This window comes from Sphaerisporangium sp. NPDC004334 (assembly GCF_053602655.1).
This window is the reverse complement of record NZ_JBSGDZ010000012.1, coordinates 34,757-51,706: the sequence shown is the minus strand read 5'-3', so window position 1 is coordinate 51,706 and position 16,950 is coordinate 34,757. Positions and strand designations below refer to the sequence as shown.

16 protein-coding genes are annotated in these 16,950 nt (G+C 72.7%); 8 read left to right on the top strand and 8 right to left on the bottom strand.

The features are described 5' to 3' along the window. Positions 1-34: 34 nt before the first annotated feature. The 4 genes from ACWEN6_RS17060 to ACWEN6_RS17045 all read right to left on the bottom strand — a co-directional run bounded on the left by ACWEN6_RS17060 (position 35) and on the right by ACWEN6_RS17045 (position 3,131). Positions 35-1,258 (bottom strand): PP2C family protein-serine/threonine phosphatase, encoded by a 1,224-nt coding sequence (locus ACWEN6_RS17060; RefSeq protein WP_452571043.1) that lies wholly within the window; start codon positions 1,256-1,258, stop codon positions 35-37. After that, positions 1,258-2,055, bottom strand: a complete 798-nt coding sequence (locus ACWEN6_RS17055) for an alpha/beta fold hydrolase (protein ID WP_452571042.1) — start codon at positions 2,053-2,055, stop codon at positions 1,258-1,260. Before ACWEN6_RS17055 ends, ACWEN6_RS17060 begins: the two co-directional genes overlap by 1 nt. Before the next feature lie 117 nt (positions 2,056-2,172). Next, a complete protein-coding gene (locus ACWEN6_RS17050) occupies positions 2,173-2,691 on the bottom strand; it encodes a hypothetical protein (RefSeq protein WP_452571041.1) in 519 nt (172 codons plus the stop codon). Then, on the bottom strand, positions 2,688-3,131 hold the full coding sequence (locus tag ACWEN6_RS17045; protein ID WP_354921115.1) for a hypothetical protein: 444 nt from the start codon (positions 3,129-3,131) through the stop codon (positions 2,688-2,690). The genes ACWEN6_RS17050 and ACWEN6_RS17045 overlap by 4 nt, the downstream gene beginning before the upstream one ends. Positions 3,132-3,472: 341 nt before the next feature. On the opposite strand from ACWEN6_RS17045, the gene ACWEN6_RS17040 reads away from it, so the two are divergent. Continuing rightward, on the top strand, positions 3,473-5,329 hold the full coding sequence (locus tag ACWEN6_RS17040) for a DUF1996 domain-containing protein (RefSeq protein ID WP_452571040.1): 1,857 nt from the start codon (positions 3,473-3,475) through the stop codon (positions 5,327-5,329). A gap of 159 nt (positions 5,330-5,488) precedes the next feature. Here ACWEN6_RS17040 and ACWEN6_RS17035 read toward each other — a convergent pair whose 3' ends face one another. Continuing rightward, positions 5,489-5,626, bottom strand: a complete 138-nt coding sequence (locus ACWEN6_RS17035; protein ID WP_354848920.1) for a hypothetical protein — start codon at positions 5,624-5,626, stop codon at positions 5,489-5,491. Between the two features lie 340 nt (positions 5,627-5,966). On the opposite strand from ACWEN6_RS17035, the gene ACWEN6_RS17030 reads away from it, so the two are divergent. Both ACWEN6_RS17030 and ACWEN6_RS17025 read left to right on the top strand, forming a co-directional pair. After that, complete coding sequence (locus ACWEN6_RS17030) at positions 5,967-7,070, top strand: iron-containing redox enzyme family protein (protein ID WP_452571039.1); 1,104 nt, start codon at positions 5,967-5,969, stop codon at positions 7,068-7,070. Continuing rightward, positions 7,067-8,092: a glycosyltransferase gene (locus ACWEN6_RS17025; protein WP_452571038.1), complete on the top strand. Its 1,026-nt coding sequence runs from the start codon at positions 7,067-7,069 to the stop codon at positions 8,090-8,092. The genes ACWEN6_RS17030 and ACWEN6_RS17025 overlap by 4 nt, the downstream gene beginning before the upstream one ends. On the opposite strand, the gene ACWEN6_RS17020 is transcribed toward ACWEN6_RS17025, so the two are convergent. Beyond that, positions 8,019-8,312, bottom strand: a complete 294-nt coding sequence (locus ACWEN6_RS17020; protein WP_452571037.1) for a CDGSH iron-sulfur domain-containing protein — start codon at positions 8,310-8,312, stop codon at positions 8,019-8,021. The genes ACWEN6_RS17025 and ACWEN6_RS17020 overlap by 74 nt on opposite strands. Positions 8,313-8,523: 211 nt before the next feature. On the opposite strand from ACWEN6_RS17020, the gene ACWEN6_RS17015 reads away from it, so the two are divergent. After that, a complete protein-coding gene (locus ACWEN6_RS17015) occupies positions 8,524-10,392 on the top strand; it encodes an ABC transporter ATP-binding protein (protein ID WP_452571036.1) in 1,869 nt (622 codons plus the stop codon). Between the two features lie 127 nt (positions 10,393-10,519). Here ACWEN6_RS17015 and ACWEN6_RS17010 read toward each other — a convergent pair whose 3' ends face one another. Further along, entirely contained in the window at positions 10,520-11,566 is a 1,047-nt protein-coding gene (locus ACWEN6_RS17010) for a sporulation protein (protein WP_452571035.1), read from the bottom strand. A 334-nt stretch (positions 11,567-11,900) separates the two neighbouring features. Between ACWEN6_RS17010 and ACWEN6_RS17005 the strand changes: the two genes are divergently transcribed. The 4 genes from ACWEN6_RS17005 (at position 11,901) to ACWEN6_RS16990 (ending at position 15,464) form a co-directional block, all read left to right on the top strand. After that, on the top strand, positions 11,901-12,068 hold the full coding sequence (locus ACWEN6_RS17005) for a hypothetical protein (protein WP_354848906.1): 168 nt from the start codon (positions 11,901-11,903) through the stop codon (positions 12,066-12,068). Positions 12,069-12,078: 10 nt separating this feature from the next. Next, positions 12,079-13,419: an ABC transporter substrate-binding protein gene (locus ACWEN6_RS17000; protein ID WP_452571034.1), complete on the top strand. Its 1,341-nt coding sequence runs from the start codon at positions 12,079-12,081 to the stop codon at positions 13,417-13,419. Between the two features lie 199 nt (positions 13,420-13,618). Continuing rightward, positions 13,619-14,632, top strand: coding sequence for a carbohydrate ABC transporter permease (locus ACWEN6_RS16995; protein WP_354921092.1), 1,014 nt, complete (start codon positions 13,619-13,621; stop codon positions 14,630-14,632). Further along, positions 14,625-15,464, top strand: coding sequence for a carbohydrate ABC transporter permease (locus ACWEN6_RS16990; RefSeq protein ID WP_354921089.1), 840 nt, complete (start codon positions 14,625-14,627; stop codon positions 15,462-15,464). The genes ACWEN6_RS16995 and ACWEN6_RS16990 overlap by 8 nt, the downstream gene beginning before the upstream one ends. 63 nt (positions 15,465-15,527) lie before the next feature. Here the strand turns inward: ACWEN6_RS16990 and ACWEN6_RS16985 are convergent, their stop codons facing one another. Then, entirely contained in the window at positions 15,528-16,760 is a 1,233-nt protein-coding gene (locus ACWEN6_RS16985) for an acetyl-CoA hydrolase/transferase family protein (protein WP_452571033.1), read from the bottom strand. Positions 16,761-16,950: the final 190 nt, after the last annotated feature.

The following is a 16,950-nucleotide window of genomic DNA, read 5'->3' as shown; positions in this document are numbered from 1 at the left end:
CACCCGGGTGTGTCGTCCGGGGCGGGCGGCCGGGTCAGACCGGCGTTCCGTCCCCGGGCGAGGCACGGGGGACGCCCAGCGCGAGCACGGCGGTGTCGTCGTCGAGGCCCGCACCGAAGCCTTCCAGCAGGGCCACCACCGCCTCGACCACGGCCGGGGCCGGCGCGGGCGCCAGCTCCGCGGCGAAGGACAGCAGCGCGTCCGAGCCGAAGCGCTCCCTGCCCGGCCCGGGGCGCGCCTCGATGGCCCCGTCGGTGTAGAGCAGCAGCGTGTCGCCCGGCCGCAGGCGCGCCTCCACCGTGACGAACACGGGGGAGGGGATGATGCCGACCAGCATGCCACCGGTGGTGTCCAGATGCCGCGCCCCGCCGTCCGCGCCCAGCAGCAGCGCCGGCGGGTGGCCGCCGGCGGCCAGGGTGAGGGCGAAGCCGTCCTCGTCCGGGGCGAGAGTGCCGACGATCAGCGTGCAGTAGCGCGGCGCCGGATGGGCCGCCTGCCCGTCCCGCAGGACGGTGTCCAGGGACCTCAGCATGCTCTCCGGTCCGGGATCGTGCAGCGCGGCGGCGCGCAGCGTGTAGCGGGTCAGCGAGGTGACCGCCGCCGCCTCCGGACCCTTGCCGCACACGTCCCCGAGGAAGAAGCACCAGCGCCCGTCGCCCAGCGGGAACAGGTCGTAGAAGTCGCCGCCCAGATTGTCGGGCGAGGCCGTGTGGTAGTGCGCGACCGCCTCCAGCCCCGGCACCCGCGGCAGCGACGGCGGCAGCAGGCTGCGCTGGAGCGTGGCGACCACGTTCTGCAGCCGCTCGCGGTCGCGCTCGGCGTCCTGGCGGGCGCGCAGCAGCTCGCGCTCGTAGGCCCGGCGGTCGCGGGCGTCGAACACCGTGGTCCTGATCAGCAGGGGCGCGCCGTCGGCGCCGGTCTTCACCGTCGAGGTGACCAGGACGGGCAGCCGCTCGCCGCTCGCCGTCCTCATCTCCAGGGCGATGCCGCCGACCTCGCCCTGCATGCGCAGCAGCGGCGCGAAGTGGGTCTCGTGGTACATCCGCCCGCCGACGGTCAGCAGGTCGGAGAACGACATCCGGCCCACCACCTGGTCGCGCTCGTGACCGAGCCAGCCCAGCAGTGTCTGGTTGATCTTGGCGATCCGCCCGTCGAGGAGCGTGGACAGATAGCCGCAGGGGGCGTTCTCGTAGAGATCCTCGGCGCTGTCCTCCAGCAGCGCCGCGAAAGCCGCGTCCGTCGGCCGGGACCTCTGCATCAGGCTCGGGCGAAGTCGGCGATCACCGCGGCCGTGGCCTCGGGCGCGCTCAGTTGCGGGCAGTGGCCGGTCGCCCGGAGCGTGACCAGGCGGCTGCCGGGGATCGCCGCGTGCGTGTACGCGCCGACCTCGCGTGGGGCGATCACGTCCTGATCGCACTCCACGATCAGTGTCGGCGTCCTCACCGCCGGCAGATCGGCCCGGCTGTCGGACAGGAAGGTGGCGCGCGCGAACACCCGGGCGATGGCCGGGTCGGTGCGGCAGAACGCGCCGGCGAGCTCCTCGCCCAGCTCCGGACGCTCGGGGTTGCCCATGATGACCGGCGCCATGGCCGCCGACCAGCCCAGGTAGTTGTCCTCCAGCGATTCGAGCAGCTCGTCGATGTCGGCGGCGCTGAACCCGCCCCGGTAGTCCCCGTCGTCGATGTAGCGCGGCGAGGGCACCAGCAGCACGAGCCCGCCGAACCGCCCGGGCTCGCGCGTCGCGGCCAGCACTCCGACCATCGAGCTCACCGAGTGGCCCACGAACGTCACGTCGCGAAGGTCGAGCTCCTGGCAGATGTCCAGAACGTCCTGGGCGTAGCCGTCGAGCGAGCCGTAGCGGTCCTCGTTCCAGGCCGACAGGTCCGACCGGCCCGAACCCACGTAGTCGAACAGCACGACCTGGAACTCCTCGGCCAGGGCGGGCGCCACCAGCCGCCAGAGGTTCTGGTCGCAGCCGAAGCCGTGCGCCAGCATCAGCACCGGGGCCCCGCGACGTCCCGTGACCACGACGTTGTTCCTGCTGCGGATGTCCATCCGGCTATCGTCTCATCTACCGCGAATCACGCGTATCGGCGAGCGAGACGGGCGTTCGAGCGGCCGGCGGATCCGCGGCGGTCACGGCATCGGCATCCGGGTTCCGTCGGCCGGCATCTAGTGTCCCTCGGACATGGTGTGATCCTGCGGCATGGGCTCCCCGGACGGCATCGTGTGCCCGCCCGTCCGCACGGTGCCGCCGAGCGTCACGCGGAAGGGCTCGAGCATCTCCGGGGTGTTGCCCAGGACGATCCAGCGGGTGCCGACCAGGTACGCGCCGCCGTAGCTCAGCGCGTCGTCCAGCCACTCCTGCTTGCCCTTCTCCGTGGCGAACGTCGTGACCGAGTACTGGCCCCGCGCCGTCTTGCACATCCCCTGCCGCAGCTCCTGGGCGTCGACCTGCAACTGCGGGCTCACGCACCCCGTGCGGGCGGCGATCTGCTCGACGGTGGGCGGGGCGCCGACGGCGGCCCGCGCGCCCCCGCACCCGGTCAGCAGGCACCCGGCCAGAACGGTCCAGAGGGCCAGCGCCGCCGCGCGGCCGGGCCGGGCGCGGCGGCCAACCGGCTGCCCGGGCTCACCGTGTCGGCCTGGCTCGGTGTGCCCGCCGCGTGCGGGCGCCGGCCCGGGCGTCACGGCGCGGCCGTCTCGATGTTCCCGCCGACCTTCTCGCTGAAGGACTGCAACACGCCCGGGTCGTTGCCCGCGATCACCCACCGGGTGCCCACCAGGTAGTTGCCGCCCCACTTCTTGGCCTCCTCCAGCCAGTCGTTCTTGCCCTTGTCCGTGGCGAACGTCGTCACGGTGTACTGGCCCTTGTCGGTCTTGCACACCCCCTGGCGCAGCTCCTCGGCATCGGTCTGCACCTGAGGCTTCTTACAGCCGGTCTTGGTGGCGAGCTGCTTCAGCGTGGCGGGCGGCCCCGCGTCCGCCGCCGGGGCGGCCGCCGCGGCGGGGGCGGCCTGCCCGCCGGAGGCCCCGCCGCCGCATCCCGTGGCGAGGCCGAGCGCGAGAACGCACCCGAGTACGGCGCTCGCGCGCGTCGTCACCTGCGTGCCGAGGCTTGGGCGTCCCATGGCAGTTCTCCCATTCACTGTGCCGTGTCACTGTGCCGTGCGAAAGTCACCGTCAGCGGGTACGCGGCGCGCGGCCGTCCGGTTCACCCGGGTTCGCACGGGTCCGGCGGGGCCGAAGAAATTCGGAAAGTTTCTTCGCCGTACGTCGAACTCTCCCGCGCCTCCGCCCGTACCTCGTGCCGATGGGGCACCAACCAATGCCGCCATGAGCACGTACTCCGGGAGGAGTTCTAGTAATGGGAATTCAGCACAGACGGCGGTTCAGGCCCGTCCTGAGTTTGCTTGCCCTAGGTGGGGCGGGGGTCGGCCTCGTTCTGGCGAGCCTGTCCCCGGCTGGGCAGGTGCCGGGCCGGGACGCGCCGCTTTCGGCCTCCGCCGTCAGCGCCGCCTCACGCCTCGCCGGCACCACCGCCGCCCCGACGGTGAACTGCCCGTCGGTCGCGGACGAGCTTCCCGACGTTCCGGCGTCGGCGGCCGACGAGGTGCGGCGCAACCTCGCGCTGCTCGACTCGCAGATCGCCGAGGCGAACAAGCGGCTGGTCGCCACCCAAGGGCAGGGCGGCAATGATTTCGTGCGAAACGCCATCCTGAACCCGTTGAAGTCCAAGCGCCTTGCCACCGTGGAACGCATCGCCGGGGCCATCGGCCGGGTCGCCCAGCGTCCCGAGGGCCTTGAGAACCTGGCCGGCTGCGCCGTGCGCACCGGTTCCGCGAGCGCCGGTCAGGCCGCCGCGACCCCCGAGCCCTCCGCCTCCGGAGGGGCGTCGGACCAGCCGTCCGACCAGGGCGCCGGACAGGGCCAGGACGCCGCCGACCCCTCCGCCTCCGCCTCCGCCGACCCGAGCGCTTCGGCCGGCGCCCGCTCCGGGAACTCGGCCAGGCGCACGGTCGACTGCCCGTCGGTGGCCGACAAGCTCCCCGAGGTCCCCTCGGCCGCCCAGCGGGAGGTCCAGCGCAACCTCACCCTGCTCGACCGGCAGATCGGCCAGGCCAACCAGATCCTGGCGCGCCTCGGCTCCCGTGCCGGCAACGCCGGTGTGGTGCGCAACGCGGTGCTGAACCCGCTGAGGATCGGCCGCTCGATCGTCATCAACCGCATCGCCACCGCGCTGCGGCGCGCCGGGGCGCAGGCCACCGGCCTGTCGGGGCTGGCCACCTGCACCGTTCAGAACGGCGCGGGCGGCGGCGGGCAGACGCCTTCCCCCGAACCGTCGGCCTCCCCGACCGGCGACCCCTCGGCGTCCCCCCCGCCCGGCGGCGGCGACCCCTCGGCGAGCCCGTCGGCCTCCCCCTCGGCCAGCGCCTCGCCGCCCGGCGGCGCGACCGGCCCCTCGCCCGACGACTTCGTCGACATCCGTCGCGTGCAGCCCAACGTGAACCGGCCCGCCGACGGGGCGAACGCCTCGCGGGGCACCTTCTCCTCCCGCTGCGGGCGCAACGAGAACGGCCACTTCAACTCCGACAACGTCATCGTCGCCCCCGGGGTCACCAACGGCGCCCACCACGTGCACGACTACGTCGGCAACCTCGACACCAGCGGCTTCTCGACCAACGACAGCCTGCAGGCCGCAGGCACGACCTGCTCCAACGGTGACAAGTCCACCCACTACTGGCCGGTCGTACGCCTGCAGAACCAGCGGGGCAACGACGCCGACAAGGCCGGCGGCGGCCTGGACGGCAACGTGGGCCGCATCGTCCGCCCGGCGTCGGTCTCCATCACCTTCCGCGGCAACCCGACCAGCAAGGTCGTCGCGATGCCGCTGTTCCTGCGCATCATCACCGGTGACGCCAAGTCGTTCACCAACGGCCCGACCAACGCCAACGCGAGCTGGTCGTGCACCGGGTTCGAGAACCGGCAGCTGAAGGACAAGTACCCGATCTGCCCGCGCGGCAGCCAGGTGGTGCGGACCTTCAAGTTCCAGAGCTGCTGGGACGGCAAGAACATCGACAGCGCCAACCACCGCACCCACGTGGCCTTCGCCGCGGCCGACGGCTCGTGCGCGAACGGCTTCCAGGCCATCCCTGCCCTGGAGCAGCGCATCACCTACAACGTGCCGCCGGGCCCGGGCTTCGCCGTGGACAGCTTCCCCGAGCAGCTGCACAAGCCGATCACCGACCACGGCGACTTCATCAACGTGATGTCGGAGGCACTGATGAAGCGGGCGGTCGACTGCATCAACGCCGGCAGGCGCTGCTGACCCCTCCCCGCTCCGGCCACCGCCGAGGCGGCACGTGAAACGCCGCCCCGCGAGATGTCTCTCGCGGGGCGGCGCTTCGCTGGTGACGGGTCCGCCCGTCGCGGCGGTCCCGCTCGCGGTCCTTGGAAGGGATCCGCGGACGGGGGCCTGTGGCGGCCCCTAGTAGTAATCGTCGTCGTCGTCGTCCCAGTCGTCATCGTCGTCGTCGTAGTCGCCGCCCCGGGTGAGGCCGGGAGCCGCTGCCGCGAGGAGGGCTGCCGTGAGCAGGACACCGGTGGCGATGAGTCGTCTGAGCATGAGAATCACTCCGTAACCAGATTCTTCTGTGACCCTGAGGGACGGTGCCCTCGGCCTGCGGAGCGTCGCGATGGGTTTCCCGGGATACGCCAGTACGGCGCGGTACAAGACTCACCTAACCATGACATCTCGGACAGGTCACCCGAGCGGAGGCAAATCCGCAGCATGGGTTCGGGCAAAGGCCGAGACCGTCCCGCGCCGCGCCGGCGACACGCCGTACGACACGCCGTCCACCGGCTCCTCGGCCGGTTGACCTGCGCGGACACCGGGCACGTGCCGAGCAGCGGCCCGCCGTCAGCGGCGGCGGCCGGCACGACGCACGTGAGGAGCCCACGCGGCCATGCAGCCCTTGAAACCCGCCAAGCGCACCCACCCTGACCAGACCGGCGCCCCGCGGTCCCCGGCGGTCGCCGGCCCCGCCGAGGACGCGGGACCGGCGCCCGCCCCGCCCCGGCTGCCCGAGGCCCGCGGGCCGCTCAGCGCGTTCCTGTTCGGGCGGCTGGCCGGCGCCCCCCGCGAGCTGGAGGAGGTCGCCGTCGACTCCGGCGAGCCCGCCCTGCACGACGAGGACCTCCAGATCGCCCTGTACACCTGCTACGAGCTGCACTACCAGGGCTTCGACGGCGTCGACGAGCGGTGGGAGTGGCACCCGTCGCTGCTGCGGCTGCGCGCGCGGCTGGAGCGGCGGCTGGAGGAGGGCCTGGCGGACGCCGTGCCCCGCCCCGCCCCGGTGCGCGCCCAGCGCGTCCCGGCGGCGCTGGCCGAACTGACGGCCGGCGGCGACGGGGACTCCCTGCTCGCCGACCACCTCGCGCACGACGCCGGGCCCGAGCGGTTCCGCGAGTTCGTCGTCCACCGCTCGGTCTACCAGCTCAAGGAGGCCGACCCGCACACCTGGGCCATCCCGCGCCTGCGCGGGCGGGCCAAGGCCGCGCTGGTGGAGATCCAGGCCGACGAGTACGGCGGCGGGCGCCGCGAGCGCATGCACGCCGAGCTGTACCGGGCCACCATGCGCGGCCTCGGCCTGTGCGACGACTACGGGCACTACGTCGACCGCGTCCCCGCGATCACCCTGGCGGCCCTGGCCACGATGTCGCTGTTCGGGCTGCACCGGCGGCACCGGGGCGCGCTGCTCGGCCACCTGGCGGCCCTGGAGATGACCTCGTCGCAGCCCAACGCCAAATACGCCCGCGGGCTGCGGCGCCTGGGCGCCGACGCCGCCACGGCCCGCTTCTACGACGAGCACGTGCAGGCCGACGCCGTCCACGAGCAGCTCGCCGCGCACGACATGTGCGGCGCGTTCGCCGCCGCCCACCCGTCTCTGGCGGGGGAGGTGCTGTTCGGCGCCGCCTGCTGCCTGGCGCTCGAGCGGCTGTTCGCCCGCCACCTGCTCGGCCGCTGGGAGGCGGGGGAGAGCTCGCTGCGCGGCGGTGAGCCTTTGTGAGGGGCCTGGACTACGTGCTGCCGCTGCGCTGGTCCCGCGACGACGGGCTCGGCGAGCTGACCGCCTACCTGCGCCGCGTCTCGCAGCACGCGCGGGTGGTCGTGGTGGACGGCTCGCCGCCGGAGCTGTTCGAGCGGCACGCGCGGGCGTGGCGGGGCGTGGCCGCGGTGCACGTGCGGCCCGACCCCGGCCTGGACTTCCTCAACGGCAAGGTCGACGGGGTCACCACGGGGATGCGGCGGGCGCGCTCCGAGCGCGTCGTCATCGCCGACGACGACGTGCGCTACGACGCCCTCTCCCTGGCCAGGGTGCGCGACCTGCTCGGCGAGGCCGACCTGGTGCGCCCGCACAACTATTACCGGCCGTTGCCCTGGCGCGCCCGGTGGGACACCGCCCGCACGCTGCTCAACCGCGCCTTCGGGGCCGACTATCCCGGCACCTTCGGCGTGCGCCGCTCGACGTTCCTGCGGATGGGCGGCTACGACGGCGACGTGCTGTTCGAGAACCTGGAGCTGATCCGCACGGTCCGCGCGCACGGCGGCCGTGAGCTGCGCCCGCGCGACCTGTTCGTCCGGCGCCTGCCGCCCGGCCCGGGGCGGTTTCGCGCGCAGCGGGTCTGGCAGGCCTACGACGACCTGGCACAACCCGCCCGCATGGCCCTGTTCCTCGCCGTCCTGCCGGCACTCGGAGCCGCGCTGCTGCTCGGCCGCCACCGGGCGGCCCTGGCGGGCGCCTTCGTCGTGGTGCTGCTGGCCGAGACCGGCCGGCGCCGCGGCGGCGGGGGGCGCGTCTACCCGTTCACCAGCGCGCTGCTGGCCCCCGGCTGGGTGCTCGAACGGGGCGTGTGCAGCTGGCTCGCGCTCGCCGCCCGCGTCACCGGCAGAGGGATCCCGTACTGGGGCAGGCGCATCCACCTGGCGGCCCACTCGGCGCGCCGGCTGCGCCGGGTCAGCCGGGCCGCTGCGGCTCGGTCCCGGTGCGGAAGCGCGCGGCCTTGTGCGACCCGTCACAGAACGGCTTGACCGACGAGCGGCCGCAGCGGCACAGCGCCACGGTGGCCCGTCCGGGGTCGATGAGGCGCCCGTCCTGGGTGAGCAGGGTGAACGGGCCGCGCACCAGCAGCGGGCCGTTCTCGCAGGCCGTCACCGTGACCTCCTCGGCCGCCGCGGGTGGGCCGTCGTGCTCGCGCGGGCGGCCCTCCTCGGAGCGCGCCACGCCCGGTTCGCCGGTCTCATCCCGCACGATGCGACCATGCCCGGCCGGTACGCCCGGAAAACAACGGCCCCGGTCGTCCGGGAGCAGCGCAAACCGCTTGACGTGAACATATGTTCAGGTTTTAGGCTCACCGGTGGGTCACCGGCCGGAGGATCGCGGACGGCGACGTCCGGTGACCTCTTTCGCGACGCGGCCCGGCGCGGCGCGGCGACACACGGGGGTTCTTGTGAGCATGGAAATGACGGCGTGGCATTCGCTCTACAGCGCGATGCACGCCAAAGACCGGCGGCCCTTCTCCAGGGCCACATTACGGCGCATCACCTCTTTCGCCCGGCCACGCCGCCGCATGCTGGGATTCTTCCTGCTGCTCAGCGTGGCGTCGGCGGTGCTCGCGGTCGCCTCGCCCGTGCTGGCCGGGCGGGTCGTCGACGCGATCGTGCACCGGGCGGCCTTCGAGAGCGTCGTGACGATGGCCGGGCTCATCGCCGTCATCGCGCTGCTGGACGCCGGGCTCGGCCTGCTCACCCGCTGGCTGTCGGCGAGCATCGGCGAGGGCCTCATCCTCGACCTGCGCACCGCCGTGTTCGACCACGTGCAGCGCATGCCGGTCGCCTTCTTCACCCGCACCCGCACCGGCGCGCTGGTCAGCCGGCTGAACAACGACGTCATCGGCGCCCAGCGCGCCTTCAGCAACACCCTGTCGGGCGTGGTCGGCAACCTGGTGACGCTCCTGCTGACCCTGGTCGTCATGATCGGCCTGTCCTGGCAGATCACCCTGCTCGCGCTGGTGCTGCTGCCCGTCTTCGTCGTCCCCGCGCGGCGCATGGGCTCGCGGCTGGCCCGCCTGGAGCGCGAGGCCGCCGACCACAACTCGCGGATGAGCACCCAGATGACCGAGCGCTTCTCGGCGCCCGGCGCGACGCTGATCAAGCTGTTCGGCCGGCCCGCCGCCGAGTCCGCCGAGTTCGCCCAGCGGGCCCGCCGGGTGCGCGACATCGGCGTGCGCACGGCCATGGTGCAGTCGGTGTTCGTCACCGCGCTGACCCTGGTCTCCGCGCTCGCGCTCGCCGTGGTCTACGGCCTGGGCGGCTTCTACTCGCTGCGCGGCCAGCTCGAACCGGGCAACGTCGTCGCCCTCGCCCTGCTGCTCACCCGCCTGTACGCGCCGCTCACCGCCCTGGCCGGCGCCCGCGTCGAGGTGATGAGCGCCCTGGTCAGCTTCGAGCGGGTCTTCGAGGTGCTCGACCTCAAGCCGCTGATCGTCGAGCGGCCGGGCGCGCGCGCCGTCCCGGACGGGCCGGTGTCGGTGGAGGTGGACGGCGTGAGCTTCGCCTACCCCTCCGCCGACAAGGTGTCGCTCGCCTCCCTGGAGGAGGTCGCGACCCTGGACACCCGGGGCGGCGTCGAGGTGCTGCACGAGGTGTCCTTCCGCGCCGAGCCGGGCCGCATGGTCGCGCTGGTCGGCTCCTCGGGGGCGGGCAAGTCCACGATCGCCCAGCTCCTCACACGGCTGTACGACGTCGACGCGGGCGCCGTGCGGCTTGCGGGGGTGGACGTGCGCGACCTGACGGCCGAGTCGCTGCGCGAGACGCTCGGCATGGTCACCCAGGACGGGCACCTGTTCCACGAGTCCGTGCGCGCCAACCTGCTGCTCGCCCGGCCCGAGGCCACCGAGGAGGAGCTGTGGGAGGTCCTGCGCCGCGCCCGCCTGGAGGAACTGGTCGCCGGGCTGCCCGACGGGCTGGACACCATCGTGGGGGAGCGTGGCTACCGCCTCTCCGGCGGTGAGCGCCAGCGGCTGACCATCGCCCGCCTGCTCCTGGCCCGCCCTCGGGTGGTGATCCTCGACGAGGCCACCGCCCACCTTGACTCCACCTCGGAGGCGGCGGTGCAGGAGGCGCTGGGAGAGGCGCTGGCCGGCCGGACGGCCGTGGTCATCGCCCACCGGCTGTCCACCATCAGGGCCGCCGACCTGATCCTGGTCATCGAGGACGGCAGGGTGGTCGAGCGCGGCGCCCACGACGAGCTGCTCGCCGCCGGCGGGCGCTACGAGGAGCTGTACCGCACCCAGTTCGACGAGCGGAGCGCCGCCGAGACGCTCCGCTGACCGCCGCGCCCCGTGCCCCCGCCCCGGGGGCGGTCATCGGCCGTCCGCGGGGCGATCGGCCGGGCTCGCCTCGGGGCGGTCACCGGCCGCCCCGGCCGGGGGGATCGCCGGCCGTTCCGCCTGGGGGTCACCAGTCGCCGCCGTCGCCGCCGTCACCGTCGAAGAAGTCGCCGATCTCGTCGATCGCCTCGGCCGCCACGATGCCGCCGATGACGCCGGCGGCGCCGGCCGCCGCCACCGCGCCCCAGCCCGGCCCGTCGTGGTGGTCGCGGTGGTGCCCGTAGTGCCCGCCGTGGCCGTGGGGGTCGCCCTGGTGCCAGTACTGGCCGCCGTACGTGCCGTGTCCACCGTGTCCGCCATGTCCGCCGTGTCCGCTGTACCCGCTGTGTCCGGCCGTGTGGCGGCCGTTCGCCACGCCGTCCAGCCAGCGTCCGATCTCGGCGGCCCAGTCGATGCGCGCCGCCTGCTCGTGGGTGGCCTGGAAGCGGCCGATGGCGTCGTGGCCGGGCTGGAACAGGCGGGCGCGCTTGTCGGCCTCCAGCACCACCACCAGCCCCGCCGGGTCGGCGACGAAGGTCAGCTCGACCTCGTTGACGCGGCCGGCCCAGGCCGCGGGCGGGTGGAACTCGATCTCCTGGAAGAACGGCAGCCGCTGGTGGACGCCGTGCAGCCGCCCGGCCTCCAGGTCGGCGCTCTTGAGGTGGAAGCCGAGCCGGGCGAAGGCGCGCAGGACCTCCTCCTGTGAGGGCAGCGGGACGACCGAGATCGGGTCCAGGTCGCCCTTGTCGACGGCCTTGGCGACCGACAGCTCGGTGCGCACGCCGACGAACGCGCCGTGCGGGCGCGTGCCGTTGACCTCGGTGACGGGCGTCTCCCAGGGCAGGGGCATCTGGAAGGGAATGGTGCGCAGCTCCCCCTCGCGCAGGTGGAAGGGGCCGCAGACCCGCGCGCCGAAGAACTCGGCCGTGCCGGTGTGCTCGGAGTCCCCCGACTCGACCTCCACGCGGGCGACCAGCGACAGGGAGACGTACTCGATGTCGGAGGGGAAGTCGCCGCCCTTGACCCGCACCTCACCGGTCAGCGTGCCGCCCGGCCGCACCCGCGTGGTGGACAGCACCGTGTCGACCGAGGGGCCCCCGACTCCCAGCGCTCCCAGCATCCGTTTGAAGACCACGGTTTCCTCTCTGGCCGTGCCTGTATGACCTGACCGCACGGGAAACGATCGGCCCCCGGCGCCGGTTCCCGAAGGCGGAGGACGGCCGGCGTGGCGGCGGGGCGGAGGTCACGCCGGTACGCCGATCATGGAGAGCGGTTTCCCCGCGACCCGGTCACGTGCCGGTTTCGTCCCGGATGGTCGATGACCAGGGCGGTTCCGGGCGTGTTTCCAAATCGTCAACATTGGAGTGTTGACAACTTCTCCCAATCCAGACAGTCTCGGTCAGGAGAGCGCTCTCCAGCCCCCGCCGCCAGGACGGGCGGCGGACACCCCCTGCGACAAGGAGAGGGCCGTGCATCCACCCCGCACCCCCGCCGGGTCCCTCCCGGACCGGCTCGACGCCTCCATGCTCGCGCTCCACCTGCGGTTCGAGGGCCTCCCGCGGTTTCCCGTGCTCCCGGCGAAGCCGCTCCCGCGTACGGCGACACCAGCGGCCCCGGCCGTGGTCGCGAAGATCTGAGGGGATTGCAGTGCGTATACAGAAGTTCGGTTACCTGGCGATCGCGGGCGTCGTGCTCGCGGCGGCCGCGGCGTGCGGCGGTGGCGACGGCGACGGCGGAAGCGCGGGCGGCGCGACCGCCGGCTCCGGATCGGGCGCCGGCAAGACGCTGACCTACTGGGCCTCCAACCAGGGCCCCAGCCTGGAGGCCGACAAGTCGATCCTGCAGCCCGAACTGGACAAGTTCCAGCAGCAGACCGGCATCAAGGTCAACGTCGAGGTGGTCCCCTGGGCGGACCTGCTCAACCGCATCCTGGCGGCCACCACCTCCGGCAAGGGCCCGGACGTGGTCAACATCGGCAACACCTGGTCGGCCTCGCTGCAGGCCACCGGCGCCTTCCTGCCCTTCGACGACACGCTGCTGTCGGGTCTCGGCGGCAGGCAGCGCTTCCTCGGCCCCAGCCTCGCCGCGACCGGCGCCCCCGGCAAGCCGCCGGTGGGCGTGCCGATCTACGGCATGACCTACGGGCTCTTCTACAACAAGAAGATGTTCAAGGACGCCGGCATCGACAAGCCGCCGGCGACGTGGGACGAGCTGATCGCCGACGGCAAGAAGCTCACCAAGGGCGGCAAGTGGGGCCTCGCGGTGGAGGGCGCCAGCGTCAGCGAGAACTCCCACCACGCCTTCGTGTTCACCCAGCAGCACGGCGGCGAGCTGTTCGGCCCCGACGGCAAGCCGCAGTTCGACTCGCCCCAGAACGTCGCGGGCATCAAGCAGTACCTCGACCTGATGGCCGTGCACAAGATCGTCAACCCGAGCAACGCCGAGTACGGCAACGGCACCGAGGCCGTGCAGGACTTCCTCAACGGCAAGGCCGGCATGCTGATGTGGCAGTCGATCGCCTCCAACATCAAGGCGAGCGACATGTCCGAGGACGACATCGGCCTGGCCCCGATCCCGCTGCCGGACCCGAGCGCGGGCGGCAAGCAGGTCAACGGCATGGTCGCGGGCATCAACCTGTCGGTGTTCAACTTCACCAAGGACAAGGACAGCGCGCTGAAGTTCGTCAAGTTCATGACCAGCCCGGAGGAGCAGAAGCTGCTCAACAAGACCTACGGCTCGCTGCCCACGGTCACCGACGGCTACGACGACCCGGCGTTCCAGACCGACACCATCAAGACCTTCCAGCAGATCCTGGCCACCACCGCCGCGCCGCTGCCCCAGGTGCCCGAGGAGAGCCAGTTCGAGACCCTGGTCGGCACGGCCATGAACCAGCTCTGGGCGGACGCCGCCGGCGGCAAGCCGATCAGCGACGACTCCGTCAAGGCCAAGCTGACCCAGGCCAACCAGCAGGTCCAGCCGGGCAGCTGACCAAGGCGCCCCCGAGACACCTGCGGCCATGCCGGAGCCGGGACGGGCACGCCGATCGGACGCCGATCGCCGCCCGCCCGGCTCCGCCCGTCACCCTCGCCTCCCGGCCGCCGGCCGGCCGGGCGGCGCGGCGACAGCGGACGACGAACCACCATGCGACGCCGAGAACGACCGGCCCTGCCGAACCGAGAAGGAACAGATGGTCGCGCGCACCACGCCTCACCATGACGAGCGGCGGACGGCCGCGACGGCGCACGGCGGGCCGCGTCCGCCGGGAGCCGGGCGGCGGGCCGCCGCCGGGCTCCTCGCACGGCTGCGCCGCGCCGGCCTGCCGTACCTGCTGATCCTCCCGGCGATCCTGCTCGAACTGCTGATCCACGTCATCCCCATGCTGGTCGGCGCCTGGATGAGCTTCCTGCGGCTGACGCAGTTCTTCATCAGGAACTGGTCGGCCGCCCCTTTCGCGGGCCTGGCGAACTACAAGGTCGCCGTCGACGTCGACTCCGCGGTGGGCGCCGCGCTGCTGCACTCGTTCCTGGTCACGGTGGTGTTCACGGTGCTGGCGGTCGGGCTGTCGTGGCTGTTCGGCACGGCGGGGGCCGTGCTGATGCAGGGCGCCTTCCGCGGGCGGGGCCTGCTGCGCACCCTGTTCCTGGTGCCGTACGCGCTGCCCGTCTACGCCGGCGTGATCACCTGGAGCTTCATGTTCCAGCGGGACACCGGCCTGGTCAACCACGTCCTGGTCGACCAGCTCCACCTGTTCGGCGACCGCCCGTTCTGGCTGATCGGCGGCAACAGCTTCGCCGCCGTGGTCGTGGTGTGCGTCTGGCGCACCTGGCCGTTCGCCTTCCTGATCCTCATGGCGGGGCTGCAGAACATCGACAACGACCTGTACGAGGCCTCGGCCATCGACGGCGCCGGATGGTGGCGGCAACTGCGCTCGATCACCATGCCCATGCTGCGTCCGGTGAACCAGGTGCTGCTGCTGGTGCTGTTCCTGTGGACCTTCAACGACTTCAACACCCCGTACGTGCTGTTCGGGAAGGCGGCCCCGCCGCAGGCGGACCTGATCTCGGTGCACATCTACCAGAGCTCTTTCATCACCTGGAACTTCGGCTCCGGCTCGGCGATGTCGGTCCTGCTGCTGCTGTTCCTGCTGCTGGTGACCGCGGTCTACCTGGTGACGACCTCCCGGAGGAAGAGCGATGCGTGAGCCCCGATGGCTGCCCTGGGTGCGCTGGACCGTCCTCGGCCTGCTCGCCCTGTTCACCCTGCTGCCGCTCTACGTGATGGTGAGCTCCTCGCTCAAGCCGTTGCGCGACGTGCAGAGCGGGTTCGACTGGATCCCCTCGACCCTCACCCTGCGGCCCTTCCATGACATCTGGCAGACGGTGCCGCTGGGCCGGTACTTCGTCAACAGCCTGGTCGTGGCGTCCATCTCGGCGGTGGCGTCGGTGACGGTGGCGATCTTCGCCGCGTACGCCGTCAGCCGCTACCGCTTCGCCGGTCGCCGGATCTTCACCGTCACCGTGCTGTCGACGCAGATGTTCCCCGGCATCTTGTTCCTGCTGCCGCTGTTCATGATCTTTGTGAACCTCGGGCACGCGACCGGCCTGGAGCTGTACGGCACCCGCACCGGGCTGATCGTCACCTACCTGACCTTCTCGCTGCCGTTCTCGATCTGGATGCTGGTCGGCTACTTCGACTCCATCCCCACCGCGCTGGACGAGGCGGCCAAGGTGGACGGCAACGGGCCGCTCGGCGCGCTGTTCCGGGTGGTCATCCCGGCGGCGATCCCCGGCATCGTCGCGGTGGCCATCTACGCGTTCATGACCGCGTGGGGCGAGGTGCTGTTCGCCTCGGTCATGACCGACGAGTCGACCCGCACCCTGGCCGTCGGCCTGCGCGGCTACGCCACCGAGAACAACGTGTACTGGAACCAGGTCATGGCGGCGTCCCTGGTGGTCAGCGTGCCGGTCGTGGCCGGCTTCCTGCTCCTGCAGAGGTACCTGGTTCAGGGACTCACCGCGGGTGCGGTGAAGTAGGCGCAGCCCAGCCTCGCCCGGCCCCACGGCCGTTCCCGCCGCCGGGCCCGGCTCTCGCGGGGGTCAGCGCAGCGGGAAGCCGAGCCGGCGGCCGGCCTCGCGCAGCTCGTCGCGCGCGTCGGGGTGGGCCACCTTGTCCAGCAACTGCTGTGCCTGGCCGGCGGCGTCGTGGCCCCAGATGGCCGCGGCGCCCTGCTCGCTGACGATGAAGCTGTGCTGGAAGGAGGTGACCGGCCCGGCCAGGCGCGGCACGACCGTCGAGACCTCCGCCTTGGGGTGCCAGGACGGCAGCGCGATGATCGCCCGCCCGCCGGGGGAGTGCAGCGCGCCCACGATGAAGTCGGTCTGCCCCCCGAAGCCCGAGTAGATGAGCCCGCGCACCCGCGCCGCGTTCGCCTGGGCGTACAGATCGACCTGCAACGCGCCGTTCACCGAGGTCAGCGCGCGCTGACGGGAGATCAGCGCGGGGTCGTTGGTCTTCTCGGTGCGCAGCAGGCGCACCCGGTCGTTGCGGTCGATCCAGTCGTACAGCTCGGCGCCGCCGAACACGAACGACGCGGTGACCGGGACGCCCGCCTCCAGCGCGCCGGCCTTCTCCAGGGCGAGCACCCCGTCGCTGAACATCTCCGACCACACCGTGAGGCCGCGGCGCGACAGCAGCGCCGCCAGCACGGCGTCCGGCACCTGCCCGATGCCGAGCTGCAGTGTGGCGCCGGCGGGGATGAGGGCGGCCACCCGGTCGCCGATGACCCGCGAGACCTGGCTCGGCGGGCGCGGCGCGGGGGAGGCGAGCGGCTCGTCCACCTCGATCGCGTAATCCACCTCCTCCAGCGACAGCACCGCGTCGCCGTAGGTGTAGGGCATGCGCGGGTTCATCTGGGCGACGACCACCCCGCCGCGCGCCCTCACCTGCTCGATCGCCGCCGGCAGGATGTTGACCTCGGTGCCGAGCGACAGCGTGCCGTCCACCGGCGGGGTGGTGTGCAGCAGCACGACGTCCGGCGGCAGCGCCTGGCCCAGCAGGTCGGGCACCCGGGACAGCCGCGCGGGGAAGTACCGCAGGTTGTCCCGTCCGCGCATGCCGGGCCCGACGAACGGCGACTCCAGGGTCACCCCCTCGCGGTCGGGGACGCCGGCCTGGGCGTTCAACATGAACAGCCGGTACTCGGGGACCGCCGCGTCGAGCACCGACAGGGCGCGCCACGGCGTGGAGAAGTTGCCGCCGGCCACCACCCGGGGGGTGCCCGGCAGGCCGGACAGCACAGAGGCGAGCCGAGATTCGGATATCGCGCGCATTCGACCATCATTCCCTGCACGACAGTGGTGGCCGGACCGGGGGGCGCGCACGCCGCGGCGCTCCCTCCACCCGCCGGGGGGTTCCGAGCCTCTCAGGCCGCCGGACGGCCCGCACAGGGGCGAGATGCCCGGGCCGCGGAGTCGTTCGGCCCTTCCGGCGGCCGGCACGGCCTGAGGCAGGCGCGTGCGG